Raw genomic sequence first — 24,782 nt, 5'->3', positions numbered from 1 at the left:
AAAAACCGCTAATTTACAATTTTATAGACTTTATCTGACAATCTAATTCTGAATGGAACTTCAAAAGTAACTTTATCACCAATCTTTGCAGATTGAGTCTCTGCACCATTTACAATTAATTTTTCTAATACCAATTCCTGTTCACCTGTTGTTGGTCCTGAAATTAAGATTTTGTCACCTGCATTCAGTTCGTTGTTTTCAACTGTAAATTGTCCTACCTGCGCTTTAACGTAATAATGCTCTGCTTTACCAATCAATATTTTTTTGACTTTTACCTTCTGACGAATATCAGCGCTTTTTTGTGCAGTTGCTAAAGCAGTTTCGGGCAAGTCTCCAGAATGCTTGAATTTCAAATTTTCTGATTTTCCTTTTCTGAAAACTTTATTTCCTACCTGTTTTCCGGCCCTTAATCTTACCTGATCCACCAAAGGCATATTTACAACTTCCAGACACTCCGCAGAACAGCAGTTTTGCATAGCGGCTTTACATTCATCACACTGAATAAACAATAAATGGCAACCATCGTTTTCACAATTGGTATGATTATCACAAGGTTTTCCGCATTGGTGGCATTGCGAAATGATATCGTCTGTGATTCTTTCGCCCAGACGATTATCGAATACGAAGTTTTTACCAATGAATTTGCTTTCTAAGCCTTCTTCTTTCAATTGCTTCGCATAGTTGATGATTCCACCTTCTAATTGATATACGTTTTTAAAACCCTGATGTTTGAAATACGCACTGGCTTTTTCACAGCGGATTCCACCAGTACAATACATGACCAGATTTTTATCGTCTTTATGGTCTTTAAGCTGTTCGTTGATAATTGGCAAACTCTCTCTGAAAGTTTCAACATCCGGAGTAATTGCACCTTTAAAATGCCCCACTTCACTTTCGTAGTGGTTTCTAAAATCGACTACAATTGTGTTTGGATCATCAAGGATTTCGTTGAATTCCTTAGCTTTAAGGTGAACACCTATGTTAGTTACATCAAAAGTATCGTCATTTAGACCGTCAGCAACGATTTTATCACGAACTTTAATGGTTAGTTTTAAAAATGAATGATCATCATGTTCAACTGCCTCATTTAATCGTATGCCTTTCATAAAGTCGTAAACTTCAAGAGTTGCTCTAAAAGCTTCCAAATTTTCTTCCGGAATACTCATTTGAGCATTTATTCCTTCTGTAGCAACATAAATTCGGCCTAAAGCATCGAGCTTATTCCAGGCTAAAAATAAATCGTCGCGAAATTTTTTGGGATCTTGAATTTTGGCATACGCATAGAAAGACAACGTTAGTCGTTGTTTACCGGCATCATCGATCATGATGGCCCTTTCTTCTGCGCTTAAGGTGTTATACAGTTGCATGCTATAAACAGTTTAAGTTGAGAATATTTTTTGAAGCCGCAAAGTTAGGAAAAAAGGTTCTAAGTGGCAAAGCTTCTGAGTTTCTAAGATTTTAAAATTGCTGAAAAACTTAAAGTTCTTAGCATTTTGATTTTTTTAGCCCGGATGGAAACGGCATCCTTTTGTGCGGTCCCGATAGCTATCGGGAGGCACAAAAGATATAGTGGACAGCCGGAATAGCTTCTAATAAAAAAGACTGCCTAAATAAATAGACAGTCTTCATATAATTTCAAACCTTTAGAATTAACAGAACTCGTTAAAAGCATCCTGTAAATTCTCAGCAATCATTTCTGCAGGACGACCTTCGATATGGTGACGCTCTAACATGTGAACCAATTCTCCGTTTTTGAACAAAGCCATAGATGGCGATGATGGAGGAAAAGGAAACATGTGTTGTCTTGCAGCATCAACCGCTTCTTTGTCAACACCGGCGAAAACTGTAATTAAGTGATCTGGTTTTTTAGCACCTTCTAAACTCATTTTTGCTCCCGGACGTGCATTTCTTGCAGCACAACCGCAAACAGAATTTACAACAACTAATGTGGTACCTTCAGCTTTGATAGCGTTATCAACAGCTTCCGCACTATGTAAATCTTGAAAACCTGCAGAAGTTAATTCAGCCTCCATTGGTTTTACCATTTCTTGTGGATACATATTTTTATTTTTTAAATTTTACTTTTGAAATGCAAAGTTACAAAGTTTCCCTTCAACTACTTAATTTGAAGTATAAAGTTTTGTTATAGTTGAATTGATGGATTCGAAATTGGAAAGTCATAAAATTAAAAGTTCAAATATAAGGTGACAAAACCTGTTTCTTCATTTCATTAAAGTCCTAAATAAAGCTTTTATAAACGGCATTTTCGGACATTTTAAAATCACTTTCAAATCCTCAATCAGATTCGTTTCTTCATCTAAAAATTTAAAGATCAGACATGGTTTTCCATTTTTGAATAAAGAAGAAAAAATAGAACTTCCTAATTCATTATTTCTCTGAAGAATATCCAAAAGCAATAAATCATAGAACCAGAATCTACTTTTTTTATGAAAATCTTTCATCTTGAAATTAGAACCCTGAAGAAAATTAACTAATGCCGAAGATTTTTTATCCGAATTTCTAAATGTATAACCTGTACTGGCTTTTGTCCATCCACCAGCAGTTCCGATATTGAGGACTCTTTTGGTGTTTCTTTTCCAAAAAGGATAACAGGTCATTGGAATACTTCCCTGCTCTTCTTCCTGAATTTTGTATTGGCTTACGCCGAGTTTTTTCAGGTAAATTTCAATTTCTTTTTCATATTCTTCTTTCGGAAGCAAGTTTTCTGAAAACAATGTATATTCTACCAAAGCTTCGGTTTTAGAGGTTGGCAAAACATACATAAAACGCGTATTTCCCCTTTGTTCCACAGAAAAATCCATGAAAGTTGCTTGTTCAGGATTGAAAATTTCATTTTCTGATTTTACAAACCAGCCCACAAAATGCTGCTGCAAAACCGGATATTTTGTTTGCCTTTCGGCGAAAGCCTTCGTATAAATGCTGTTGAACAGGTAATCAGAAGTATATCTGTTTTCTTCCGTACCGATAAAAACATGGGTTTCGAGTTCGTTGATGTCGGTTACTTTTTCGTTTAGAAAAGTAATATTGTCTTGTTTGGAAAGTACTTCGAAAACAAAATTATAAAAATCCAATCCACGAATTTGATTGTACTGATAGGGTTTCAGATCTAAATTCCGTTTGAAATCCTCATTCGCAAACAAAGCCGAATCCCATTTTTTGGATATAACAGAATTCCAGAGCGTTTCTTCCTCTGCCCAGAAACACCAGGTTCTGTCATTGGTTTTCTTAGAATTGTGGTCTAACAGCAAAATCGATTTATCACTAAATTTTCCGGACAAAAACATTTTATAAACCGTCATCAGAGCTGCAAGACCTGTTCCTGTAAAAATATAATTGAAATGTTTGATTTGAGGAGAATTCATTCTCAAAAATAAGGAATTTTATTCTTTCATTTTTTCTAAAAGCTGTTTAAAATCTTTTGAGCTGAGGTAATTATTGTATTGAAAAAGGATTTCGTTTTTATTATTCAAAACACATAAAACCGGATACACAATCTGGTTATTCATAGTTCCTAACTGCAGAGCCAGTTCATGAACCCCGACATTATTGCCAGTTGGCTGATATTTAAAGATGTGATTATTAAAATTTATATCCCTTTTTTCCTCGGCATTGAAATCAACAAAATAAAAATCTGAATTCAGTTTTTGAATAATTTCCTGATTTTTGAAAGTTGTATTTTTCATGTGTTGACAAAACTGACACCAGTCTGTATGGATAAAAACGATGAGTTTTCGCTTCTGGATCTGCTGTAAACTATCTATTGCTTCAAAAGAATGACTTTTCAACTGGCAAAATCCGGCTGAAGTTATTCCAAAGAAAAGGATGAATAGAAATAGCTTTTTCATATTGTTGTTATTTTTTTGCCACAGATTCCACAGATTAAAAGGTTTTTAAAATTAAATACCTCTCTTTATTATTGAATTAGTTTGTCATTCCGTAGGAATCTCTACACAACGATTATTAGTATCTTGAGATTCCTACGGAATGACAAGATTGTGTAAAAAAATTACCTAAACGTATATCGCAATCCCCAAAATCCTCTAATAGTCTGATTCTGGCCATACACATACGTTGTATCAAACGGCAGTCCATCGGGATTTTTATCAAAAGGATCATCAGCTCCTGAAATCAAAAACGGATTATTTTGCATTGGCGTAAAATTAAGCAGGTTCTTGATTCCGCCATAAATCTCAAAATTCTTCCAGCCCGAATACGTAAACTGAATATTCTGAATGCTATACCACGGCGATTCAGGACTTCTTGGATCGGTTTCACTCAACAAAGGTAGTTTCATTGGACTGTATAAATTTCCTGTATAGTCTAAAGACAGATTCCAGGGCTGGATTTTATACGAAACACTCCAGGTTCCTGTAAATTTCTCCGTTAAAAAAGGCGTTTCAGAGATTCCGTTTTCTACATTTTTGTTATCCAAAAGCGTTGCTCCAACAATAAACTTTAATCCCGATGGAAAATTAAGATCGATATTGGTACTTATTCCCTGGCTCAACGCATAACCCTCGATATTATCGTAAATGATTTTGTTTGGATCACTTTCGTAGTCTGAAATAATTTTATTGCTGAATCTGGTATAAAAAGCCGTTGTTTCGATTCCCATAAAAGTTCCGTTACCGAAATTAATTTTCTGAATGTAATTCAGATTTACATTTACCGATTGCTCGGGATTCAGATTATTCGCAATTACAACATCACGTGAACCTGTAAGCGCTGCATGATCTTCTGTAAATAAATTCACAACCCTAAAACCTGTTCCGGCGTTTAACCTGAAAATTGTGTTTTCATTTGCTTTAAATCTATAGGCTATTCTTGGTGTCAAAATCGAGCCGTGAATAGAATTATAATCGTAACGCATTCCCAGCAAAATCTGACTTTTTGGAGAAAAGGTAATTTCATCCTGAACAAAAACTCCGGGTAACCAGGTGCTTTCAGCTTCTTTGGTTGCAGGAGTATTATCGTCATAATAGGTATAACGGCTGGCAATTCCGGCAAGGAAATCGTTGCGGCCTAGTTTTTTATCCCACGTTAATTGCAAAAAACCAATTTTCTGATTAGCGATATACGATGTCGTTCCGTAACGGCTGTCCTGATAATGTACGTTTCCGGAAAAGGAAAGCATTAGTTTTTCTTCAAAAGGCAACTGATAGCTTCCTATTAATTCGCCACGTTTAGTATAAATACTTTCTCCATAAATTTCGTCACCTCCGCGGTATTGCTTCTCCCAGCGTACATCTCCGCCCCATCGGTCTTCATACATTCCGCGTGCTGCGATGGTAAATAACCTATTATTATTTCGCTGAAAACTCCATTTATTAAAAACCGAAATCCGTTCTGAAAGCGTTACATCGGTAAAATTATCATGATCCTTATCAATTACCTGATCGTAATTGAAATAATTCACACCTAAAATTGAAACTGCTTTTTTTCCGGTATTGAACTTCATTCCTAAATCGAGATTGCTTTCAAAGTAAGTGGTTGTAAAATAATCCGCAGAAAAGACCGGAGCATTTGTTGGATTTTTGGTGATGATGTTAATTAGCCCGCCAACAGCCTCACTTCCATAGAGGGAAGATGCCGGGCCTTTTACGATTTCTATTCGTTCTACCAGCGAATTTGGAATTCCGGATAATCCGTAAACTGTCGAAAGACTGCTAACAATTGGCATTCCATCAATTAAAACTAAAGTGTACGGGCCTTCTAAACCGTTTATGTGTATATCGCCTGTGTTACATACACCACAATTGAGCTGTGGCCGAACGCCATTGATGTTCTGAAGCGCATCATAGATACTTGGCGTTGGATTTTTCTTGAAGAAAGCCGGCGAATAAACCTCAACCGGAACAGCGCTTTCCAATCTTTTTACAGGTTTTAAGGTTCCGGAAACTACTACTTCATTCAATTCGTTTTTGTCTTTCTGCAATTCAAAATTCAAAATCAAATTCTGTTCGTCCACAATCGATATTTTTTGGGTTTGTGGTTTGAATCCAGTCGAGGTTACTTGTATTTTGTAAGTTCCTTCCGGAATATTTAGAAGCTGATAAAATCCTAAGGAATCGGTTTGGGTTTTAAATTCTGTATTCAGTAAATGAATAGTGATTTCCTGGTCATTAGAAGATTGAAATTCTACTTTTCCGGAAATATTTTGAGAAAAAATGCTTTTAGTTGAAATTATTAATATTGTCAAAAATAAATATTTCATTATTATAAAATTAAATTTAGACAAAACTAAAAATTAAATTTGAAATAGAATTATTGTGAAATAGAATTTTTAAAACATTTCAATTTCAATCCGTTAAAAAGAGTATTAAAAATCTTCGTCGATAAGTTCTTTGTTCATGGCTGCTCCTGCAAAAGATCCGGAAGAAACCGCCAAAGCCACAGAACGCATTTGAGTAGTAGCATCTCCACTGGCGTAAATGCCAGGAACGGATGTCTTCTGCATAAAATCAATCTTTATCAATCCTTGCTCAGTAAGTTCACAGCCTAAAATTTCTGGTAACGGACAATGCTGCTCTAATTTTGGTCTTGCATAAACGGCTTTGACAGTACTCTTTTCTCCGTTTTTGAAAACAAGATTCGAAATATACCCGGCATTATGTTCGAAAGAATCTATTTGTTCTTCCAAAATCAAAATACCATGATTTCTAAGAATTTGTGATTGTTCCGAAGTTAATTCTGATTTTCCATTGGTACATAATTTAAGATCTTTAGTCCAATTGGATATCAGTTTTGCATATTCAAAACCCATTTCACCATTAGCAACAATAGCCGTCTTTTCATTTTTGACTTCATAGCCGTGACAATACGGACAATGTAAAACCGATATTCCCCAACATTCCTCGAAACCTTTAATCTGAGGAAGTAAATCTTTAACTCCTGTCGCAAATAATAGCTTTTTAGAAGTAAACAGTTCTCCGGATTCTGTTTTAATTTCGAAACTATTTTGTTTTTTAACTGCATCAATGGCAAGTCCTTCATAAAACTGAACCGTCTTGTAAAAGCCGACTTGTAATCTGGCTTTGGCCGAAATTGCAGCCGGAGTCTCGCCATCATGCGTGATAAAATTATGAGAATGCGGTGTTTGTCTGTTGCAGGGCAAACCGCTATCAATAACCAAAACCTGACGTAAAGAACGCCCTAAACTCATTGCGGCAGACAATCCGCTGTAACTGCCTCCTATGATAATCACTTCAAAATTTTTCTGATTCATAATACTAATTTTTAATGATGTTGTTTTTTGTGTAATTTATAATTCAATAAATGTCCAATGATCATTCCGATACCTCCGAAGTAAATTAAGTCGATATGAATTTCAAATATTATTTCACCCAAAATACTGATCCAAATTATACCCATAGAAACAACCAGAATCAACGACACTAAAACCGATGATTTTTTTATAATTTTGAAAATAGCAAAAACACCAATTGAAGCAAATAACAAATCAATTACCGGATTATGATTTAGACTCAATGGAAGAACCGTTAAAAGAGGAAATACCAAACAATGTAATAAACAAAGAGTCGCTGATGACAATCCTAAAATATCGTAAAAAGTTGTTGTAATTTTCTTCATTTGATGTACATTTGCTTTAATGCAATTTTGTTGCAAATATACACATAAAAACCAAATCGCAACATTGTTGCGATTATTTCTATTTCGAAAAAAATGAAAACAGCAAGGAATACCACAGCAAAGACAGCCGTTTTAGAGATTTTTGGCAAATCCAAAATAGCGCTGTCACATACAGAAATATACAGACAAATTGAAGATGTATGTGATCGCGTTACTGTTTACAGGATATTAGACCGCCTTGTAAATGATGATATCGTTCATAAAATAGTTGACCTTGATGGTACTGTAAAATATGCAAAATGTCATCATCAGGCACAGCGTGTACATATACATAACCACGCACATTTTAGCTGTGAAAAATGCCTTGAGATCACCTGCCTTGTAAATGTGAAACCAAGCTATATTATGCCTCACAATTATAAAGTCAATGATATAAATTTTACTTTATCAGGTTTATGCCCAAATTGTTTAAATTCTAACATTTAATATTTAGGCTCGTCTAAAAATATTGTTTCTCTAATGAAATTTTTCTATATATTTGGGAAATCAATATTTTACGAATGGCAAAATCATTAGAAGAAGTTCATGAATCGGTTGCAACCGAAAATAAAAAAACAGGATTTAGAAAAATTCTTGCCTTTTTAGGTCCGGCCTATTTAGTAAGTGTGGGCTATATGGATCCGGGAAACTGGGCAACTGATCTGGCTGGCGGAAGCCAGTTTGGGTATACTCTTGTCTGGGTTTTGCTCATGAGCAATTTAATGGCCTTGCTGCTGCAGAGTTTAAGTGCACGTCTCGGAATTGTGACACAGCGAGATCTTGCGCAGGCCTCCAGAGAAACGTATTCAAAACCGATTAACTATATTTTATATTTTCTGGCTGAAATTGCGATTGCGGCCTGCGATTTGGCAGAAGTTCTCGGAATGGCAATCGGAATTAATTTACTTTTTGGGATTCCTCTTTTAGAAGCTGTGCTAATTACTGTTTTAGACACGTTTATATTACTTTTCCTGATTAATAAAGGAATTAAAAAGATGGAAGCGTTCATTATAGCTTTGGTAGCCATTATTGGATTTTCATTTATTTTCGAAATGATTTTTGCGGAGCCTGAAATGCATAAGGTTTTAGAAGGATTAATTCCTTCTATTCCAAATTCAGCAGCATTATATATCGCCATTGGAATTATAGGTGCAACTGTAATGCCGCACAATCTTTACCTGCATTCCTCTTTGGTACAAACACGAAAATTCGACAGAACTCCGGCCGGAATCAAACAAGCTTTGAAATACAACTTTATCGATTCTACAATTGCCTTAAACCTTGCCTTTTTTGTAAATGCTGCAATATTGATTCTCGCCGCTGCCACCTTTCACAAAAACGGAATGTACGAAGTTGCAGAGATTCAGGATGCACATCAATTTCTGGAACCGCTTTTAGGAACTAAATGGGCGCCAGCATTGTTTGCTATTGCACTCATTGCTGCCGGACAAAGTTCTACAATAACCGGTACATTAGCCGGACAAATTGTAATGGAAGGATATCTCCATTTCAGAATACAGCCCTGGGTTCGCCGAATCATTACCCGTTTGATTGCGATTATTCCGGCTGTTATCGTCATTTTAATTTATGGTGAAAGCGTAACAGGAAAACTATTGATCTTAAGTCAGGTCATTTTGAGTCTTCAGTTGGGATTTGCCATTATTCCGTTAATTCATTTTGTGAGCGATAAATCCAAGATGAATGGTTTCCATATCTCTAAACTTACACAGTTTGTTTCCTGGATTATTGCTTTAATTATTGTTTCGCTTAATGCCAAATTAGTTTATGATGAAATCACTTCCTGGCTTGAAACTTCAGAGAATCCAATTATTTTATGGCTTACTGTAGTTCCATTGGCAGTGGGTCTTTTAGCATTATTGCTTTACATTGTCTTTAAACCTTTTATTGCTAAAGCAAAATCAAAAACATTAAACCATTCGCCACACCATCTTCAACTTCAATTTACGGCCAGGGAAAGTCAAAGTATTAAAAACATTGCTGTTTCTGTAGATTTTTCGAATGCTGATAGCGTTGCTCTGAATAAAGCTTTTGAATTAGGCGGAATGAATGCTCAATACACACTTATACATATTGTAGAAACGGTTGGTGCTTTGATGTACGGAGTTCACATACACGATCATGAAACGACCATTGACGAAAAATTATTATTAGAATATAAAGAAATGCTTTCGCAGAAAGGGTTTAAGATCGAAACCGAATTAGGTTTTGGAAAACCAAACTCCATAATACCGAAAATCATAAATGAAGGTAATTTTGATATATTAGTTATGGGAACCCACGGCCACACTGGTTTAAAAGATATTTTATTTGGCACAACTGTAGATAAACTGAGACATAAAATTTCGATACCTTTGCTGATTGTTAAATAAAGTTGCTAAGATGCTAAGCTCCTAAGTTTCTAAGCTTTTTAATAAAAGCCTCAGAAGAAAACTCAGAATCTTAGAATCTTAGAATCTTAGAATCTTAGAATCTTAGAATCTCCAAAAAATGACCTTTTCAGAAGAAAACTACCTTAAAGCGATATATCACCTGACTGCTTCGCTGGAAACAGAAGTGAGTACAAATGCTATTGCCGAAATGATGGAAACCAAAGCTTCATCCGTTACAGACATGCTTAAGAAGCTGTCTGACAAGGATTTGGTGAACTATAAAAAATACCAGGGAGTTTCATTAACCGAAAATGGAAAACTGGCGGCCAAAATGATTGTGAGAAAACATCGTTTATGGGAAGTATTTTTAGTAGAAAAATTAAACTTCAGCTGGGATGAAGTTCACGAAATTGCAGAACAACTCGAACACATTAAGTCAGAGCAGTTGATTAACCGCCTGGATGATTTTCTCGGCAATCCGACAGAAGACCCGCACGGAGATCCTATTCCTGATGCAAATGGACGAATAATTAAAATTGAAAAGCAATTGCTTTCTGAATTGTCCGAAAACCAAATTGGTGTTTGCGTAGGCGTAAAAGACACTTCCTCCGAATTTCTGAAATATCTGGACAAACAGGAAATTGCCTTAGGTTCTAAAATTGAATTCTTATCGAAAGAATCTTTTGATTTGTCTGTGAAAATTAAAATTGAAAACAGGGAATTGTCTATTTCGAATAAAATTGCCTCTAATTTGTTTGTGAAGCTGGTTTAGAAAGAAGTCATTCCGCAGAGAAGAACGGAGAAATCCGCAAAGATTCCCAAAAATTTTATTTATCAGATGACCGTTTAAAATTTTCTCTAAAAATAAATCAAACCAATGGCTTATCTATGTCAAAAATTTCATGAAGTTTGGATAAAAGTTCCGTAGGAACAAATATATTGTAGCAACGGATTTTAATCTGTTTGATAAAGACGTAAAAGGATATGAGTTCCGTAGGAACGGCACATTTTATTTCACAATACCCTTTTCAATCATTTCCAGCATAACTGGCGAAGCATTTTTAAATGTTGGCGGCTGTTCTATAATACTACCGGCGTTCTTTTTGTTTACTTTGAAAGTTACATCATGCTCTGTTGTGAAAAGTAACGCGGTTAAAAAGGGCTTTTTGATGTACGAGCCCAAGATCAGTAACGCTTCATCTAATGTATGAATGCTTTCTATTTCTTCTGTTTTGTAACGGGTAGTTAGCGAAATCGAGAATGCATCATCTTCATTCAGCACTAATCTGAAGTAAATGTTTTTGATTTCGGTGTCGCCCATCGTTTTGGCCAAAGTCAGTTTTGCAAAAGTGCCGGCCTGGATACTTTCTTTAACCCGTTCGCAAAAAAGGGCAAATATTGGTTCGTACATTTTTTTAAGGTTCTAAGGTTCTGAGATGCTTAGGATTTAAGGTTATCCTCTTTCTAAATTATTTTAAAGCAAAGTTGGGCAAAGATTTCGCAAAGTTACACAAAGCTTTATATAAAATCCTTGGCGAATCTCTGTGAAATCTTGGTGCAGCTTTGTGGAATAGCTTATTTCCCTGTAAATTCAGCTTTCCGTTTTTCTAAAAAGGCAGTAGTTCCTTCTTTAAAATCCTGAGTACCGAAACACTCTCCAAAAGATTTGATTTCGGTATCGAAACCATTTTTGCCGTCTTCGAAATTTGCATTTATCGCTTTTATCGCTTTTCCGATAGCAAAAGGGGCATTTTTCATGATTTTATGGGCGATTACGCTTGTAAATGTTAACAATTCAGTCTGAGGCACTACATGGTTCACTAAACCGTATTGTTTTGCTTCTTCGGCAGAAATCATTGCTGCGGTCATAATCATTTCCATTGCACGACCTTTTCCTATTAATTGAGGCAGGCGCTGTGTTCCTCCATAACCTGGAATTAGTCCTAAAGATACTTCCGGCAAACCCATTTTGGCATTCACCGAAGCTACCCTGAAATGACAGGCCATAGCCAACTCTAATCCGCCTCCTAATGCAAAACCATTTACAGCAGCAATTACAGGTTTCTTTAAATTTTCGATGTAATCAAAAAGTGACTCCTGTCCTTCCGCAGCTAATTGTGCACCTTCAACAACAGTATAATTGGCAAATTCAGAAATGTCAGCTCCGGCTACAAAAGCTTTTTCGCCGCTTCCTGTCAAAATGATAACGCGAACATCTTCATTTTTATTTAATAATTTAATAGCCTCACTAAGATCAGTTATAGTTGCCTTGTTTAAAGCATTGAGCTTTTCAGGTCTGTTAATCGTTACTGTAGCGATTTTTTCTTCAATAGAAATTAAAATATTTTTGTAGTTCATGACCGCTTTTTTAAGAGTTGGTGATAGGCAGTGAAACTGTAAATGTAGTCCCCTTTCCGTAAGCTGACTCAAAGGTAATTGTTCCTTTGTAATTTTCGATAATGTTTTTTATAATTCCGAGACCAAGTCCCATTCCGCTGGTTTTGGTCGTAAACTTAGGTTCAAAAATTCGGCCAATGTCGAGCTTTTGAATACCGATTCCGTTGTCTTTAACTGCAATTTCTACATTGTCGTCACGGCGTTTTACAGCAACAACTATTGATTTGTGAAATTGACTTTCGGGAATCGCCTGAGTTGCATTTTTTACCAGATTGGTAATCACACGGATCAGTTGGGTACGATCCATTTTGGAAATGATTTCTTCTTCCTCTTTTTCAAAAGAAATATAATCTTCGTTGAAAATATCAAGTGCCAGTTCGACAACCTCCACTACATTTAAAGTCTCATTTTGCTGAGCCGGCATCGAAGCAAAGTTTGAAAAAGCAGAAGCTACAGATGTCATTGTATCAATCTGCTGAATTAGAGTTTCCGAGTAATCGTTCATTTTCTGCTTTACGTCAGGATCATTCGGATCAAACTTTCGTTGAAAACTCTGAACCGTTAGACGCATTGGCGTAAGCGGATTTTTAATTTCGTGTGCAACCTGTTTTGCCATTTCGCGCCAGGCTTCTTCACGTTCGCTTTGCGCTAATTTTATCGCACTCGTTTCCAGCTTGTCCACCATTCCGTTGTAAGCTTTGATCAGAAAGTTAACTTCTTTACTATTCGCTTCTAAAACAATTTTTTCATTTTTCTGATCCAGATTGGTCTCTTCCAAACGATCTGAAATAGTTTTCAGTGATTTTGTAATATAAGTCGAAAGGAAATACGCTAACGCGAAAGCAACCAGCAACATAAACGAATATACCTGACTTAACCGGATCAGAAAAGTATTCAATTCATTGTCGTAATAACCATCGTCTTCTAAATAAGGAAGATTCAGAATTCCAAGAGGTTTGAATTTTTCATCTTTTATTAAACTGTAAGAAGATCTGTTTTTAACGCCATTAATCGTTTTAATATCTACAAAACGCTTTTCTATAGAAGAACGGACCAATTTTAAAATAAAGTCAGGAATTGGAGGCGCAACCTTATCAACAGCAAAAGACTCTTTTGATGATTTTAGCAGTTTTCCATCAAGGCTGTAAATATTGATTTCGATTTTGTGAATCTGGGCCAATTCATGGATTTTATCTTTAAAAATCAAATCTAGATTTCCTGTTTTTAAAGGATACGTTGTGGTTGCCAGAACGTAATTAATGTGTTCTTTTACAGCATTTTCTTTTCGTTCTAAACGTTCCTGATGGTATTCTTTGGCTTCGTTTTTAAACTGAATAATTGAAATAGAGGCTAATAAAAAAGATGCCACAATAATCAATACAATCATCGACAGGAAAATCCTGATACGAAGGGAGAGCATTGACATTTTGAAGTTTAGCATGTTTTTTTGTTTTTGTTTGTTTCAGGTTTCAAGTTTCAGGTTACGTTGCGATTGGCAACTTGAAAATTGAAACCTGAAACTAAAAAAACTATTTTCTCTCTCTAATTCTCTTATAAAAGCGGAATCCAAGCATAATTAAAACCGAAAATAAAATAATTCCGATTACGCCGAAGATCCAGTTGATGGCACTTTTTAAAACTACTAAAAAAACTACGGCAAACAAAATTATTGTTGCGCCTTCGTTCCATAAACGCATGAAGTTGTTAGAATATTTTACTTCGTTGTTTTGCAATTGCTTAAAAATCTGATGGCATTTTCCGTGATACAAATACAAAAGAAAGACGAAACATAATTTTACGTGCATCCAGGGCATTTTGAGCCACGCATTTCCTAAATCTGTAAAAAGCAGCATCCAAAAAGCAAAAATACTCGCCAAAACCGCTGATGGCCACGTAATAATGTACCAAAGGCGATAACTCATTATTTTAAATTGCGCCTGCAGAATTTCCTTTTCAGGAGATGGTTTTTCACTGGCTTCTATTTGATAGACAAATAAACGCACAATATAAAATAAACCTGCAAACCAGGTAATTACAAAAATAAGATGCAGTGATTTTAAATAATTATAATATTCCATTCATTATTTGTTTCAGGTTTCAGGTTTCAGGTTTCAGGTTGTTTCTCAAAGTTGAGCATAACTTGAAACCTGAAACTTGAAACAAAATATTATTTTGCCCAATCGTTAATCCAGTTTGATACCGTTTGGCACCACTCATCGTCGTCATTCAGGCACGGAATTGCTAAAAATTCTTCTCCTCCATTTGCTTCGAAATCTTCTTTGGCGCGCATGGCGATTTCCTCTAAAGTCTCTAAACAGTCTGAAACGAAAGCCGGTGTTACAACTGCTAATTTCTTGATTCCTTTTGCAGGCATATTGTCAATTTCAACATCGGTGTATGGTTCTAACCATTTATCACCTGCTAAACGGGACTGGAAAGTCAAACTGTATTTATCTTCAGGAATTCCCAACAACTTAATAACTTGTTTTGTCGTTTCATAACATTGGTGACGGTAACAGAATTCATGCGCCGGAGATGGCGTGTTACAGCAGGAACCATCAATTTTGCAATGTGATTTTGTTACATCCGTTTTACGGATATGACGTTCCGGGATTCCGTGGTACGAAAACAATAAATGATCGTATTCAAATCCAGTTAAATGTTTCTGAATCGAATCTGCTAAATTTTTGATGTAATCCGGTTTGTTATAAAAAGCCGGAACATCTGTAAATTTCATGTGAGGAAATTTCTTCTTGCGGATTTCTTCTGCTTTAACCAAAATAGTCAAAGTCGAAGCCATTGCATATTGCGGATATAACGGAAAAAGCATTACTTCGTTAACTCCTTTATCGTGAAGCTCCTGAAGCCCTTTTTCGATTGTCATACTTCCGTAACGCATTGCAAGCGCAACTGGAATATTTACTAAAGGCTGTACTTTCTTTTGCATTCTTTCTGAAAGAACTACTAACGGAGAACCTTCTTCCCACCAGATTTTCGCGTAAGCATGTGCCGATTCTTCGGGTCTTTTTCTTAAAATAATGCCGCGAACCAATAATGCTCTCAATAAATACGGAACATCGATTACGTATTTATCCATTAAAAATTCATCTAAGTACGGTTTTACATCTTTTGGAGTTGGACTGTCTGGAGATCCTAAGTTTACTAATAATACGCCTTTCATTATGTGTTTTGCTTTTAAGCTTTATGTTTGTTTTTAAAAATTTCGGCAAAAGTAAACGCTGTACTTAATTCGAAATATGATATTTATTACTTTTTAATTATTGTAGAATATTCAAAATTGATTTTAAATCGTTCGTGAAATTTTCTCTCGCAGATTCAGGAGATTTGCTTCGCCTGTTCGCTATCGCTCGGGTAGCAGATTCTAATTGTGCTAATTCGTGAATTCGTGGCTAACTAAACATTCGCATTAATCGACATCAAATACTTTTTAGGCGTTGTGCCAAATTTTTTTTTGAATGCGGCTATAAAGTGACTTCCGGTGCTGTAACCAATTTTCAGTCCCACTTCATTTACATTATAAGAACCACTGTCTAACAATTTTCGGGCGAAATCCATTTTGTAATCGAACAAGAAACCGTAAACCGTATCGCCGTAAATTTGTTTGAAACCCATTTTCAGCTTTTTCAGATTCAGGCCAATCTCATCTGCCAGTTCCTGCAATCCCGGAGGCTCTGCCATATTAGCAATTAGGATTTCTTTTGCCTTTCGGATTTTTAGAACATTATCCTCATCAATCAAAAACGGACATTGCTCTGCATTTGGATCTTCGGTCCTGTTGAAATACAGACTCAATAATTCGTATCCTTTTCCTTTATAATAGAGGTTTTTGATTGATGGGTGAAGGTTATAATGAAAAAGCTGACTCAGCACAATCGCCATTGACGGACTGATATTTCCTTCGTTATAATACTTTTTATCTTTATTATCAGGACTTAAAAATGTAATATAATCCGCTTCCGCAGAAAATAAAGCATGAAATTTCTTGATGGACACAATGACTGAAATCACCCAGGAATTTTGAGCCAATTCTAAATTCAGCGGCAATTCTTTCTGCGGGTTGTATAAAAGCAACGATTTTTCTTCTTTAAGTTCCAAAGTATAATTACCCTGATTGAACAAAAATTTCGCATTCCCTTTTAGCCCGAAATGAAACTGTATCAGTCCACTACCTACTTCTCGTTGCGCAAAAAAAGGTTCTGAGCCATCGTTTTGAAAACGGATAAGCGTAAAATCGTCTTCAATTTTAATTTCCTCCTCCATTGATTTCTTTATTCAGGTTACTATTCCCGTTTTTAATAAAACGAATAATTGGACATTCAAAATTAAATCTTTTTGATGGTTTATCCGATTACCTGCACTTAAATTTATAAAATCTTTATTGTTTGATTATTCAAATGCAAGTTGAAATCACTTATCTTTTTGATGGAGTTGCCATACTAAAAATTACTCCAAATCACTGGCTTTAAGCCTCAAATCTGTTTTCTGACTCCAAAATAAATTTGGCATTTTAAGAATAGTGATAACGTTTTAGCTATTCATAACAATTCTAAATTAATATTTTTCCTATATAAATTAAAACCACACTCAAAAAGCATCCGTATATAATTTTCAAAATCTAACCATTTTAAAAATTACAAATATGAAAACAAACAAAACAATAAAAAAGATCCTTAGGGCAGGTTTGGTGATTACCATACTATTCTTTTGCATTTTGCTTTTTCACATTATTACTGCCAAACCTGCAGTTTATGAAAGCCCGAATTTACAGGTAAGCCGTATTGATTTTAAGGAAAACATCGATTCTGTCCAGGCCAGACAAATATGCTCTGATTTAAGATCTATCAAAGGACTTACCTCTGATTCGATTATAGTGAAAAGAAATGTGGTCGTGTATTTCCACAACAATAAAATCACGAATTCTGAAAAAGTATATAATGAATTAATGAGCAAAAGACCTTATGATGCCAAACGTTATATTCTGCCGGCAAATTTAGCCAACAAGGAAGTTTGCCCTGTAAATCAAAATAGTATGAGCTATAAATTATCTCAAAAAATAAATCAGTTTTTTAATTAACCCTTTAAATATTTTATTATGAAAAATTTTTCTAAAATTACACTTAGTGTTCTGATAATGGCATCGGCAACTTTAACTTCCTGCAGCAATGATGATGATTCTGCACCTGTAAAAGCATCTATCTACAGTCGTCTGGGTGGAACTACAATGGTTGCAGATCCCGATAACTCAGGACAAATGATCGAGAAGGGGCGTTTAAGTTTCCGCAAAGTGGTGAACTCCACTATAGGATTAATTGTAGCCGATATCCAGGCTAATGCATCCGGTAATTTGCAGGCGCACTTTGCCCCTCTTTTAGCAGAAACAGGGAATACTCAGGCTACTAACATTGCTAAATTATCAGATAACTTAACTGATTTCTTCTCTTATAATACAGGAGGAACAAATGCAGTGAATACTTATTCAGGCTTAAATATGGTTGCTGCACATGATCCGGCAGTCAATAAACGTATGGGAACAAAAGCCAGTAATGCAGATTATACAAAATTCGAAGGATATGTTGGTGCTGCAGCTAATGCAAACGGTGTTGCTTCTAATACTGAACTTTACACTGATATTGTAGCTGTATTAGAATCTTTAAGAACACCAATCGTTCAAAAATAATTGATTTTTCTTAAAACCCTGCCTGTTGAAGGTAGGGTTTTATTTCATGAAACTGTTTTTATATTTAAATTTCTACCGCAATGAAATTGAATAAGATATAAAACAGAAAATGAATCCGAACTCATAGCGATATTTTTTCGCAAGCTATTTAAAACAAAAGCCAGATTGTTATTTAGAATAAATATACATAACAAGTTGTTGAATCCTTGATATCATTATAAGCGGCAATAAATCCTATTTAAAACAGCCAAAATGAATCAATTTATTCCATAGCGATATAAAAAGTACCTCTAGCGTTGTTTTTATAAATTACTTAGTAATAATTTTGTTGCACTTTTTAACGAAAGTATAATATGGAAAATTTTAATATGTCCAGAACTACCACTTTTTACGCTTTAGGTTTAAGTTATAAAAAAGCAGATGCTACAATTAGGGGAAAATTTAGTTTAGACGCTAAAGCACAATCTGATTTACTTGCTCAGGCAAAAACCGAAGGAATAGAATCATTAATTGTCACTTCTACCTGCAACAGAACTGAAATTTATGGTTTTGCCAATCATCCGTACGAATTAATCAAATTACTTTGCGATAACAGTAATGGTTCCGTTGAGGAATTTCGCGAAGTTGCCTATATCTACAAAAATCAGGAAGCTGTAAACCATATGTTTCGCGTAGGAACAGGTTTAGACAGTCAGATTTTGGGTGATTTTGAAATCATCAGCCAAATTAAAATCGCTTTCAACCTTAGTAAATCCGAGGGCTTAATTAATACTTTTATTGATCGTCTTGTTAATAGCGTTATTCAGGCAAGCAAGAAGGTCAAAACAGATACTGAAATTTCTTCTGGTGCAACATCGGTTTCGTTTGCATCGGTTCAATATATTATTAAAAACGTAGAAGATATTAGAAACAAAAATATTCTGCTATTCGGAACTGGAAAAATAGGACGAAATACCTGCGAAAATTTAGTAAAACATACAAAAAACGGTCACATTACGCTTATCAACAGAACGAAAAACAAAGCCGAAATCCTTGCCGGAAAACTAAATGTAATTGTAAAAGATTACGCTAACCTGCAGGAAGAACTACAACAAGCCGATGTTTTGGTTGTAGCAACAGGAGCAAAAAATCCAACTATTGACAAAACATTACTAAATTTAAAAAAACCGTTATTGATTCTGGATTTATCTATCCCAAGAAATGTAAATCCTGATGTGGAACAAATACCGGGTGTAACTTTAATACATTTAGATTATCTGTCACAAATGACAGATGATACCCTTGAAAGAAGAAAACAGCATATTCCGGCTGCCGAAGCTATAATTGAGGATATGAAATTAGAGTTCAATATTTGGATGAATGGCCGTAAATATGCTCCTACCATTCATGCGCTAAAAGCAAAACTAAACGATATGGTTGCCGGAGAACTGGCTTTTCATAAAAAGAAAATGCTAAATTTTGATGAAGAACAGGCTGAATTAATCAGTTCCCGAATTATACAAAAAATCACCAGTCAGTTTGCCAGTCACTTAAAAGACGAAAACACATCGATTGACGAAAGTATTGAGTTTATTGAAAAAGTATTTCAGATTGGACAGCTTGCACCAAAAATTATCCCTTCCCCAATTGAAGAAAAATACAAAATCAACCTCTCATAACAGTTAAACAGAATGTTCCTTACTTTTAAGGATCCAAAAAAATATGGCTCAAAAAGTTATCAGAATAGGAACCCGCGATAGTGAGCTCGCACTTTGGCAGGCCCACACAGTCGAAAAAAAATTAAATGATTTAGGCTTTAAAACTGAAATTGTTGCCGTAAAATCCCAGGGAGATATTATTCTCGACAAACCTCTTTACGAACTCGGCATTACCGGAATCTTTACTAAAACTTTAGACATTGCCATGATTAATGGCGATATTGATATTGCAGTGCATTCGATGAAAGATGTTCCAACTGCTTTACCAAAAGGGATTGTCCAGGCTGCAGTTTTACCAAGAGCGAACGTTTTAGACATTTTAGTCCATAAAGGAAATCCTGATTTTGCCAATCCAAGTACCATCGCAACCGGAAGTCTGCGCCGCCAGGCACAATGGTTTAACAAATATCCAAATCATACTGTAGTTGATTTACGCGGAAATGTAAACACACGTATGCAGAAATTGCAGGACAACAACTGGGACGGAGCTGTTTTTGCAGCAGCAGGTTTAGAACGGATTAATCTAAAACCAGAAAGCTACATCAACTTAGACTGGATGATTCCCGCACCCGCACAAGGAGCAATGCTGGTTGTGGCAATGGAAAGCGACAATTATACTTTAGATGCACTTTCGCAGTTAAATGATATTGAAACTGAAATTTGCACTTACATCGAACGCCAATTTTTAAGAACGCTGGAAGGCGGTTGTACAGCACCGATTGGAGCTTTGGTTACCTATAACGAAGATGAAGACACTTTACATTTTCAAGGCGTTTTACTTTCTATTGACGGAAAACAGAAACTAGAAATAAACAAAACGGTTGACATTTCAGAATGGAAAAAACTAGGTTTCAACTCAGCTCAGGAGATTTTGAATAATGGTGGAACGGAATTAATGCAGAAAATCAAAGAATCCCTGAAAAAATAATGGCAAATCCAGTTCAGATACTATCTACTAAAATATTATCTCCGCTTCACAAGCAAGAGTTAATGAAATATGGCATTGAAATAATCGAAGCCGATTTCATCAAAACTGAAAACAAACCTTTCGAATTAAAAGACCTCAACGAAAATCTGATTTTTACAAGTCAGAATGCGGTTCACAGCGTTTTATCTCATCCAAAATCAGAAGAGCTTAAAAAGAAAAACGTGTATTGCGTTGGGCTTAAAACCAAAAATTTACTGACGGATAACGGATTCAACATTGTTGCTTACACGGGTTATGCCGCAGATTTAGCCGAAATCATTACTTTGATTTATGGAAGTGAGAGCTATACTTTTTTCAGCGGAAATCTTAGAAGAGATACTTTGCCTGAAGCTTTAAAAGAAAACGGCATTAAATTCAACGAAATTCAGGTGTACGACACAACATTACAGCCTCAGAAAATAAAAGCAAATCCGGAAGCGATTTTGTTTTTTAGCCCGTCCGGAGTTAAAAGTTATCTGAAAGACAATAAAATTCAAAAACAAATCTGTTTCTGCATTGGTGATACCACCGCAGATGCTTTAGCAAAAATCACTAAAAATATCATCATCGCAGATCAGCCTACAATTGAGGACGTGATTGAAGATGTAATTCAGGAATATAAATAACAATAACAAACCTAACAGGTTTCAAAAACCTTGTAGGTTTCTATAGTAATCAACAATAATACCTACAAGGTTTTGAAAACCTTGCAGGATAAAGAAAATTAAGAGATGTTAAAAAATGACCTATTTTTAAAAGCTTTAAAAGGAGAAACAGTACAGCGTCCACCAGTATGGATGATGCGTCAGGCAGGAAGATATTTACCTGAATTCAGAGCCCTGCGTGATAAATATGATTTTTTCACCAGATGCGAAACTCCGGAATTAGCTGCAGAGATCACAGTTCAGCCCATTCGCAGAATTGCTCCGGATGCTGCGATTTTATTCTCAGATATTTTGGTTGTTCCAAGAGCAATGGGAATTCACGTAGAATTGAAAGACAATTTAGGTCCGATTATTCCGGATCCGATTCGTACGATGGAACAGGTAAATCAGGTTTTTGTTCCGGATGTAAATGAAACTTTAGGATATGTTTTTGATGCTATTAAATTAACCAAAGAAATGTTGAATGATGAAGTTCCGTTAATTGGTTTCGCAGGTTCGCCTTGGACCATTTTCTGCTATGCTGTGGAAGGAAAAGGTTCTAAAAGTTTTGATACTGCAAAAGGATTTTGTTTTTCAAACCCAATTGCAGCGCACACTTTATTACAAAAAATCACCGATACGACTATTTTATACTTAAAAGAAAAAGTAAAATCGGGTGTAAATGCCGTTCAGATTTTTGATTCCTGGGGCGGAATGCTTTCTCCGGTTGATTATCAGGAATTTTCATGGAAATACATCAATCAGATTGTTGACGCTTTAGCTGAAATCACGCCAGTTATTGTTTTCGGAAAAGGATGTTGGTTTGCTTTGGGTGAAATGGGCAAAAGTAAAGCTTCTGCATTAGGAGTTGACTGGACATGCTCTGCAAGAAATGCACGTTACTTGTCGGGTGGAAATGTTACTTTACAAGGGAATTTCGATCCGTCAAGATTACTCTCCCCAATTCCGACTATCAAGAAAATGGTTCACGAAATGATCGACGAATTCGGAAAAGATAAATATGTAGTGAATTTGGGGCACGGAATTTTACCAAATATCCCTGTAGATCATGCTAAGGCGTTTATTGATGCGGTTAAGGAGTACGGGCAGTAAATAAGTTGAAAGTATTCCGTGTGCATTCCTGCAAGGTTTCCAAAACCTTGTAGGTATATTTGCAAAGTTTCGAGCAGCAAATATGAAGAATGTCTAAAAGGTTTAAAACTTGCAGAATAAAAAACTAATAACAATATGAAATTAGAAGTTTTAGAAAAAGATTGTTATTATCATATTTATAATCGAGGGATAAACGGAAAAACTGTTTTTGAAAATGACGCTAACAAACTTTATTTCTTAAAACAGTTAGCTAAATATTCCAAAGACAAAATTTCAATTTTTGCGTATTGTTTAATGAATAATCATTTTCACTTGATTATTCGTCTTAATTCAGAAGAAAAAGAGGTTACTCAGGCATTCTCAAACTTGTTTAATTCATATGCAAAAGCTTTCAATAAGCAAGTTAACAGAACTGGAAGTTTATTTGAAAAACATTTCAAAAGAATAAAATTAAAAGACGAAACTTATTTAAAACAGTTGATTGTTTATATCCATTTGAATCCTAAACATCATTTTGATTTAGATTTCAAAAGTTTCCAATTTTCATCCTATCAGACCTATTTATCTGATAAAGAAACTAAAGTAGAAAGAGATGAAATCATAAATTTATTTGGAGGTTTAGAAAATTTTATCTTTTCTCATAATCAAAAGAATGATTTTTTAAACGAAACTTATACTTTTGAATAATAGGTTTCATCTTTCAAATTTTATAAAACCTTAAAGTCTAATAAAATTCTATAAATAGTAATCAATTGATACCTACAAGGTTTTGAAAACCTTGCAGGAGAACGAACAGAAAATCATGCTCAACAAAGGTTTAAGAGACGAAGAAAAAATCAGAATCGACAATGTTCTAAAAATATTGCGTACTCTTGTTTTTGTACCTCAGCCTTTAAGCAATATTCAAAAAGGAGATATTGAAAATCAACTAAAAGACTTTGGTTTAAACATTGAAACTTTAGTACAACATTCTAATGAAGAACTTATAGATTTATTAGTGCGTTGTCATTTGGATTTTGATCATTTAGAACAGTTTGCCGATTTTCTTTTAGAATTATCTAAAACCGAAGAATATAACTTTCAGGAAAAAGCTTTGGCACTTTATCAATATATTCAACTGAAAAGCAACGTTTTTTCTTTTGGAATAAATTCGAAAATTGCTTCAGCGAAAGCCAAAAAATAATAACAATGAAAGACAAATTTTACGCCTACATACAACAATTACAAGACCAAATTGTAGCAGGACTAGAAGCCGTTGACGGAACCACAAAATTCCGTGAGGATTTATGGAAACGTGCTGAAGGCGGTGGCGGGAGAACGCGCGTTATTGAAAACGGAGCTGTTTTCGAAAAAGGCGGTGTCAACATTTCGGCCGTTCATGGGAAATTGCCGGAAACCATGCAAAAAATGTTTGGCGTTGGCGAAGCTGATTTCTTTGCCTGTGGATTAAGTCTGGTGATTCATCCAAAAAACCCAATGATTCCGACGGTTCATGCCAACTGGCGCTATTTTGAAATGTACGACGAATCAGGAAATGTTATCCAGCAATGGTTTGGCGGCGGACAGGATTTAACGCCTTATTATTTGTTTGAAGAAGATGCCAAACACTTTCACCAAACATGTAAAATGGCCTGCGACAAACACAATCTGGAGTTTTATCCAAAATATAAAAAACAATGCGATTCGTATTTTTGGAATGCACACCGCAATGAAGCCCGTGGTCTTGGCGGTTTATTCTTTGATTATTGCAAAGCAAATGAGTCAATGTCAATGGAAGATTGGTACAATTTTGTAACCGAAGTTGGAAACAGTTTCCTTAAAGCGTATGTTCCTATTGTTGAAAGAAGAAAAAATTTAGAATATACACCAGAAAACAGAAACTGGCAGGAAATTCGTCGTGGTCGTTATGTTGAGTTTAATCTGGTTCATGACAAGGGCACTTTATTCGGATTAAAAACCAACGGAAGAATCGAAAGTATTTTGATGAGTTTGCCTCCTCACGTGCAATGGGTTTATGACCATCATCCGGAATCTGGAAGCGAGGAAGCAAAACTGATAAAAGTATTGGAAAATCCTGTTGAGTGGATTTAATTACAAAGCATAAAAAAGAGGCTGTCTCAAAAGTGAGGCAGCTTTTTTTGTGGCATAAAAAAAAGGAAAGTTTTCGCTTTCCTAATTCTTGCAATTTAATTAAATTGCGGTGTGTGTATAGCTTCAAAAGTAGTC

The 24,782-nt window shown here is 35.3% G+C and carries 25 protein-coding genes; 12 read left to right on the top strand and 13 right to left on the bottom strand.

Features of this window, described 5'->3' with window-relative positions:
* Positions 1 to 8: 8 nt before the first annotated feature.
* From trhO to K8B81_RS16795, 7 genes are all read right to left on the bottom strand, one after another.
* Positions 9 to 1,367: an oxygen-dependent tRNA uridine(34) hydroxylase TrhO gene (trhO, locus tag K8B81_RS16825; RefSeq protein ID WP_223682714.1), complete on the bottom strand. Its 1,359-nt coding sequence runs from the start codon at positions 1,365 to 1,367 to the stop codon at positions 9 to 11.
* A gap of 282 nt (positions 1,368 to 1,649) precedes the next feature.
* Complete coding sequence (locus K8B81_RS16820) at positions 1,650 to 2,060, bottom strand: BrxA/BrxB family bacilliredoxin (RefSeq protein ID WP_115887696.1); 411 nt, start codon at positions 2,058 to 2,060, stop codon at positions 1,650 to 1,652.
* Between the two features lie 162 nt (positions 2,061 to 2,222).
* Positions 2,223 to 3,383 carry a lycopene cyclase family protein gene (locus tag K8B81_RS16815; RefSeq protein ID WP_223682713.1) on the bottom strand — a complete coding sequence of 387 codons (1,161 nt, stop codon included), beginning with the start codon at positions 3,381 to 3,383 and terminating at the stop codon, positions 2,223 to 2,225.
* 18 nt (positions 3,384 to 3,401) lie between these two features.
* Entirely contained in the window at positions 3,402 to 3,866 is a 465-nt protein-coding gene (locus K8B81_RS16810) for a thioredoxin family protein (RefSeq protein WP_223682712.1), read from the bottom strand.
* Between the two features lie 161 nt (positions 3,867 to 4,027).
* The gene (locus K8B81_RS16805; protein ID WP_223682711.1) at positions 4,028 to 6,235 is read right to left on the bottom strand and encodes a TonB-dependent receptor; all 2,208 of its coding nucleotides are present in this window, start codon (positions 6,233 to 6,235) and stop codon (positions 4,028 to 4,030) included.
* A gap of 105 nt (positions 6,236 to 6,340) precedes the next feature.
* Positions 6,341 to 7,246, bottom strand: a complete 906-nt coding sequence (locus tag K8B81_RS16800; protein WP_223682710.1) for an NAD(P)/FAD-dependent oxidoreductase — start codon at positions 7,244 to 7,246, stop codon at positions 6,341 to 6,343.
* 11 nt (positions 7,247 to 7,257) lie between these two features.
* Positions 7,258 to 7,611: a MerC domain-containing protein gene (locus tag K8B81_RS16795; protein ID WP_223682709.1), complete on the bottom strand. Its 354-nt coding sequence runs from the start codon at positions 7,609 to 7,611 to the stop codon at positions 7,258 to 7,260.
* 93 nt (positions 7,612 to 7,704) lie between these two features.
* On the opposite strand from K8B81_RS16795, the gene K8B81_RS16790 reads away from it, so the two are divergent.
* The 3 genes from K8B81_RS16790 to K8B81_RS16780 all read left to right on the top strand — a co-directional run bounded on the left by K8B81_RS16790 (position 7,705) and on the right by K8B81_RS16780 (position 10,812).
* The gene (locus K8B81_RS16790; protein ID WP_223682708.1) at positions 7,705 to 8,097 is read left to right on the top strand and encodes a Fur family transcriptional regulator; all 393 of its coding nucleotides are present in this window, start codon (positions 7,705 to 7,707) and stop codon (positions 8,095 to 8,097) included.
* Positions 8,098 to 8,171: 74 nt separating this feature from the next.
* On the top strand, positions 8,172 to 10,040 hold the full coding sequence (locus K8B81_RS16785) for an Nramp family divalent metal transporter (RefSeq protein WP_223682707.1): 1,869 nt from the start codon (positions 8,172 to 8,174) through the stop codon (positions 10,038 to 10,040).
* 118 nt (positions 10,041 to 10,158) lie between these two features.
* Positions 10,159 to 10,812, top strand: coding sequence for a metal-dependent transcriptional regulator (locus K8B81_RS16780; protein ID WP_223682706.1), 654 nt, complete (start codon positions 10,159 to 10,161; stop codon positions 10,810 to 10,812).
* 237 nt (positions 10,813 to 11,049) lie between these two features.
* Here the strand turns inward: K8B81_RS16780 and K8B81_RS16775 are convergent, their stop codons facing one another.
* The 6 genes from K8B81_RS16775 to K8B81_RS16750 form a co-directional block, all read right to left on the bottom strand.
* Positions 11,050 to 11,451: a hypothetical protein gene (locus K8B81_RS16775; protein WP_223682705.1), complete on the bottom strand. Its 402-nt coding sequence runs from the start codon at positions 11,449 to 11,451 to the stop codon at positions 11,050 to 11,052.
* Positions 11,452 to 11,615: 164 nt separating this feature from the next.
* A complete protein-coding gene (locus tag K8B81_RS16770) occupies positions 11,616 to 12,398 on the bottom strand; it encodes an enoyl-CoA hydratase/isomerase family protein (RefSeq protein WP_223682704.1) in 783 nt (260 codons plus the stop codon).
* Between the two features lie 10 nt (positions 12,399 to 12,408).
* Positions 12,409 to 13,824, bottom strand: a complete 1,416-nt coding sequence (locus tag K8B81_RS16765; protein ID WP_223682779.1) for a sensor histidine kinase — start codon at positions 13,822 to 13,824, stop codon at positions 12,409 to 12,411.
* Between the two features lie 142 nt (positions 13,825 to 13,966).
* Positions 13,967 to 14,515, bottom strand: coding sequence for a CopD family protein (locus K8B81_RS16760; RefSeq protein ID WP_025572429.1), 549 nt, complete (start codon positions 14,513 to 14,515; stop codon positions 13,967 to 13,969).
* A gap of 89 nt (positions 14,516 to 14,604) precedes the next feature.
* Positions 14,605 to 15,618 carry a ferrochelatase gene (gene hemH / locus K8B81_RS16755; protein ID WP_223682703.1) on the bottom strand — a complete coding sequence of 338 codons (1,014 nt, stop codon included), beginning with the start codon at positions 15,616 to 15,618 and terminating at the stop codon, positions 14,605 to 14,607.
* Positions 15,619 to 15,851: 233 nt separating this feature from the next.
* A complete protein-coding gene (locus tag K8B81_RS16750; RefSeq protein ID WP_223682702.1) occupies positions 15,852 to 16,718 on the bottom strand; it encodes an AraC family transcriptional regulator in 867 nt (288 codons plus the stop codon).
* Positions 16,719 to 17,097: 379 nt separating this feature from the next.
* On the opposite strand from K8B81_RS16750, the gene K8B81_RS16745 reads away from it, so the two are divergent.
* From K8B81_RS16745 to hemF, 9 genes are all read left to right on the top strand, one after another.
* The gene (locus K8B81_RS16745) at positions 17,098 to 17,532 is read left to right on the top strand and encodes a beta/gamma crystallin family protein (protein ID WP_223682701.1); all 435 of its coding nucleotides are present in this window, start codon (positions 17,098 to 17,100) and stop codon (positions 17,530 to 17,532) included.
* Between the two features lie 18 nt (positions 17,533 to 17,550).
* A complete protein-coding gene (locus tag K8B81_RS16740) occupies positions 17,551 to 18,135 on the top strand; it encodes a globin family protein (RefSeq protein WP_025572421.1) in 585 nt (194 codons plus the stop codon).
* Positions 18,136 to 18,488: 353 nt separating this feature from the next.
* Entirely contained in the window at positions 18,489 to 19,793 is a 1,305-nt protein-coding gene (gene hemA / locus K8B81_RS16735; RefSeq protein WP_223682700.1) for a glutamyl-tRNA reductase, read from the top strand.
* Positions 19,794 to 19,836: 43 nt separating this feature from the next.
* The gene (hemC, locus tag K8B81_RS16730; RefSeq protein WP_223682699.1) at positions 19,837 to 20,760 is read left to right on the top strand and encodes a hydroxymethylbilane synthase; all 924 of its coding nucleotides are present in this window, start codon (positions 19,837 to 19,839) and stop codon (positions 20,758 to 20,760) included.
* Entirely contained in the window at positions 20,760 to 21,425 is a 666-nt protein-coding gene (locus K8B81_RS16725) for a uroporphyrinogen-III synthase (RefSeq protein WP_223682698.1), read from the top strand. Before hemC ends, K8B81_RS16725 begins: the two co-directional genes overlap by 1 nt.
* Before the next feature lie 105 nt (positions 21,426 to 21,530).
* Positions 21,531 to 22,556 carry a uroporphyrinogen decarboxylase gene (gene hemE / locus K8B81_RS16720; RefSeq protein WP_223682697.1) on the top strand — a complete coding sequence of 342 codons (1,026 nt, stop codon included), beginning with the start codon at positions 21,531 to 21,533 and terminating at the stop codon, positions 22,554 to 22,556.
* Between the two features lie 135 nt (positions 22,557 to 22,691).
* Positions 22,692 to 23,243 carry a transposase gene (locus K8B81_RS16715; RefSeq protein ID WP_223682696.1) on the top strand — a complete coding sequence of 184 codons (552 nt, stop codon included), beginning with the start codon at positions 22,692 to 22,694 and terminating at the stop codon, positions 23,241 to 23,243.
* Positions 23,244 to 23,334: 91 nt separating this feature from the next.
* Positions 23,335 to 23,739 carry a hypothetical protein gene (locus K8B81_RS16710; protein ID WP_223682695.1) on the top strand — a complete coding sequence of 135 codons (405 nt, stop codon included), beginning with the start codon at positions 23,335 to 23,337 and terminating at the stop codon, positions 23,737 to 23,739.
* 5 nt (positions 23,740 to 23,744) lie between these two features.
* On the top strand, positions 23,745 to 24,647 hold the full coding sequence (gene hemF / locus K8B81_RS16705; RefSeq protein ID WP_223682694.1) for an oxygen-dependent coproporphyrinogen oxidase: 903 nt from the start codon (positions 23,745 to 23,747) through the stop codon (positions 24,645 to 24,647).
* Positions 24,648 to 24,782 lie beyond the last annotated feature (135 nt).

The organism is Flavobacterium hibisci, from assembly GCF_020026925.1.
Lineage (GTDB): Bacteria > Bacteroidota > Bacteroidia > Flavobacteriales > Flavobacteriaceae > Flavobacterium > Flavobacterium hibisci.
This window is presented reverse-complemented; position numbering and strand designations above follow the sequence as displayed.

Excerpts from the sequence above, each read along its gene's own strand:
- trhO (WP_223682714.1), bottom strand. The coding sequence starts at position 1,367 with ATGCAACTGTATAACACCTTAAGCGCAGAAGAAAGGGCCATCATGATC.
- K8B81_RS16820 (WP_115887696.1), bottom strand. The coding sequence starts at position 2,060 with ATGTATCCACAAGAAATGGTAAAACCAATGGAGGCTGAATTAACTTCT.
- K8B81_RS16815 (WP_223682713.1), bottom strand. The coding sequence starts at position 3,383 with ATGAATTCTCCTCAAATCAAACATTTCAATTATATTTTTACAGGAACA.
- K8B81_RS16810 (WP_223682712.1), bottom strand. The coding sequence starts at position 3,866 with ATGAAAAAGCTATTTCTATTCATCCTTTTCTTTGGAATAACTTCAGCC.
- K8B81_RS16805 (WP_223682711.1), bottom strand. The coding sequence starts at position 6,235 with ATGAAATATTTATTTTTGACAATATTAATAATTTCAACTAAAAGCATT.
- K8B81_RS16800 (WP_223682710.1), bottom strand. The coding sequence starts at position 7,246 with ATGAATCAGAAAAATTTTGAAGTGATTATCATAGGAGGCAGTTACAGC.
- K8B81_RS16795 (WP_223682709.1), bottom strand. The coding sequence starts at position 7,611 with ATGAAGAAAATTACAACAACTTTTTACGATATTTTAGGATTGTCATCA.
- K8B81_RS16790 (WP_223682708.1), top strand. The coding sequence starts at position 7,705 with ATGAAAACAGCAAGGAATACCACAGCAAAGACAGCCGTTTTAGAGATT.
- K8B81_RS16785 (WP_223682707.1), top strand. The coding sequence starts at position 8,172 with ATGGCAAAATCATTAGAAGAAGTTCATGAATCGGTTGCAACCGAAAAT.
- K8B81_RS16780 (WP_223682706.1), top strand. The coding sequence starts at position 10,159 with ATGACCTTTTCAGAAGAAAACTACCTTAAAGCGATATATCACCTGACT.
- K8B81_RS16775 (WP_223682705.1), bottom strand. The coding sequence starts at position 11,451 with ATGTACGAACCAATATTTGCCCTTTTTTGCGAACGGGTTAAAGAAAGT.
- K8B81_RS16770 (WP_223682704.1), bottom strand. The coding sequence starts at position 12,398 with ATGAACTACAAAAATATTTTAATTTCTATTGAAGAAAAAATCGCTACA.
- K8B81_RS16765 (WP_223682779.1), bottom strand. The coding sequence starts at position 13,824 with ATGATTGTATTGATTATTGTGGCATCTTTTTTATTAGCCTCTATTTCA.
- K8B81_RS16760 (WP_025572429.1), bottom strand. The coding sequence starts at position 14,515 with ATGGAATATTATAATTATTTAAAATCACTGCATCTTATTTTTGTAATT.
- hemH (WP_223682703.1), bottom strand. The coding sequence starts at position 15,618 with ATGAAAGGCGTATTATTAGTAAACTTAGGATCTCCAGACAGTCCAACT.
- K8B81_RS16750 (WP_223682702.1), bottom strand. The coding sequence starts at position 16,718 with ATGGAGGAGGAAATTAAAATTGAAGACGATTTTACGCTTATCCGTTTT.
- K8B81_RS16745 (WP_223682701.1), top strand. The coding sequence starts at position 17,098 with ATGAAAACAAACAAAACAATAAAAAAGATCCTTAGGGCAGGTTTGGTG.
- K8B81_RS16740 (WP_025572421.1), top strand. The coding sequence starts at position 17,551 with ATGAAAAATTTTTCTAAAATTACACTTAGTGTTCTGATAATGGCATCG.
- hemA (WP_223682700.1), top strand. The coding sequence starts at position 18,489 with ATGGAAAATTTTAATATGTCCAGAACTACCACTTTTTACGCTTTAGGT.
- hemC (WP_223682699.1), top strand. The coding sequence starts at position 19,837 with ATGGCTCAAAAAGTTATCAGAATAGGAACCCGCGATAGTGAGCTCGCA.
- K8B81_RS16725 (WP_223682698.1), top strand. The coding sequence starts at position 20,760 with ATGGCAAATCCAGTTCAGATACTATCTACTAAAATATTATCTCCGCTT.
- hemE (WP_223682697.1), top strand. The coding sequence starts at position 21,531 with ATGTTAAAAAATGACCTATTTTTAAAAGCTTTAAAAGGAGAAACAGTA.
- K8B81_RS16715 (WP_223682696.1), top strand. The coding sequence starts at position 22,692 with ATGAAATTAGAAGTTTTAGAAAAAGATTGTTATTATCATATTTATAAT.
- hemF (WP_223682694.1), top strand. The coding sequence starts at position 23,745 with ATGAAAGACAAATTTTACGCCTACATACAACAATTACAAGACCAAATT.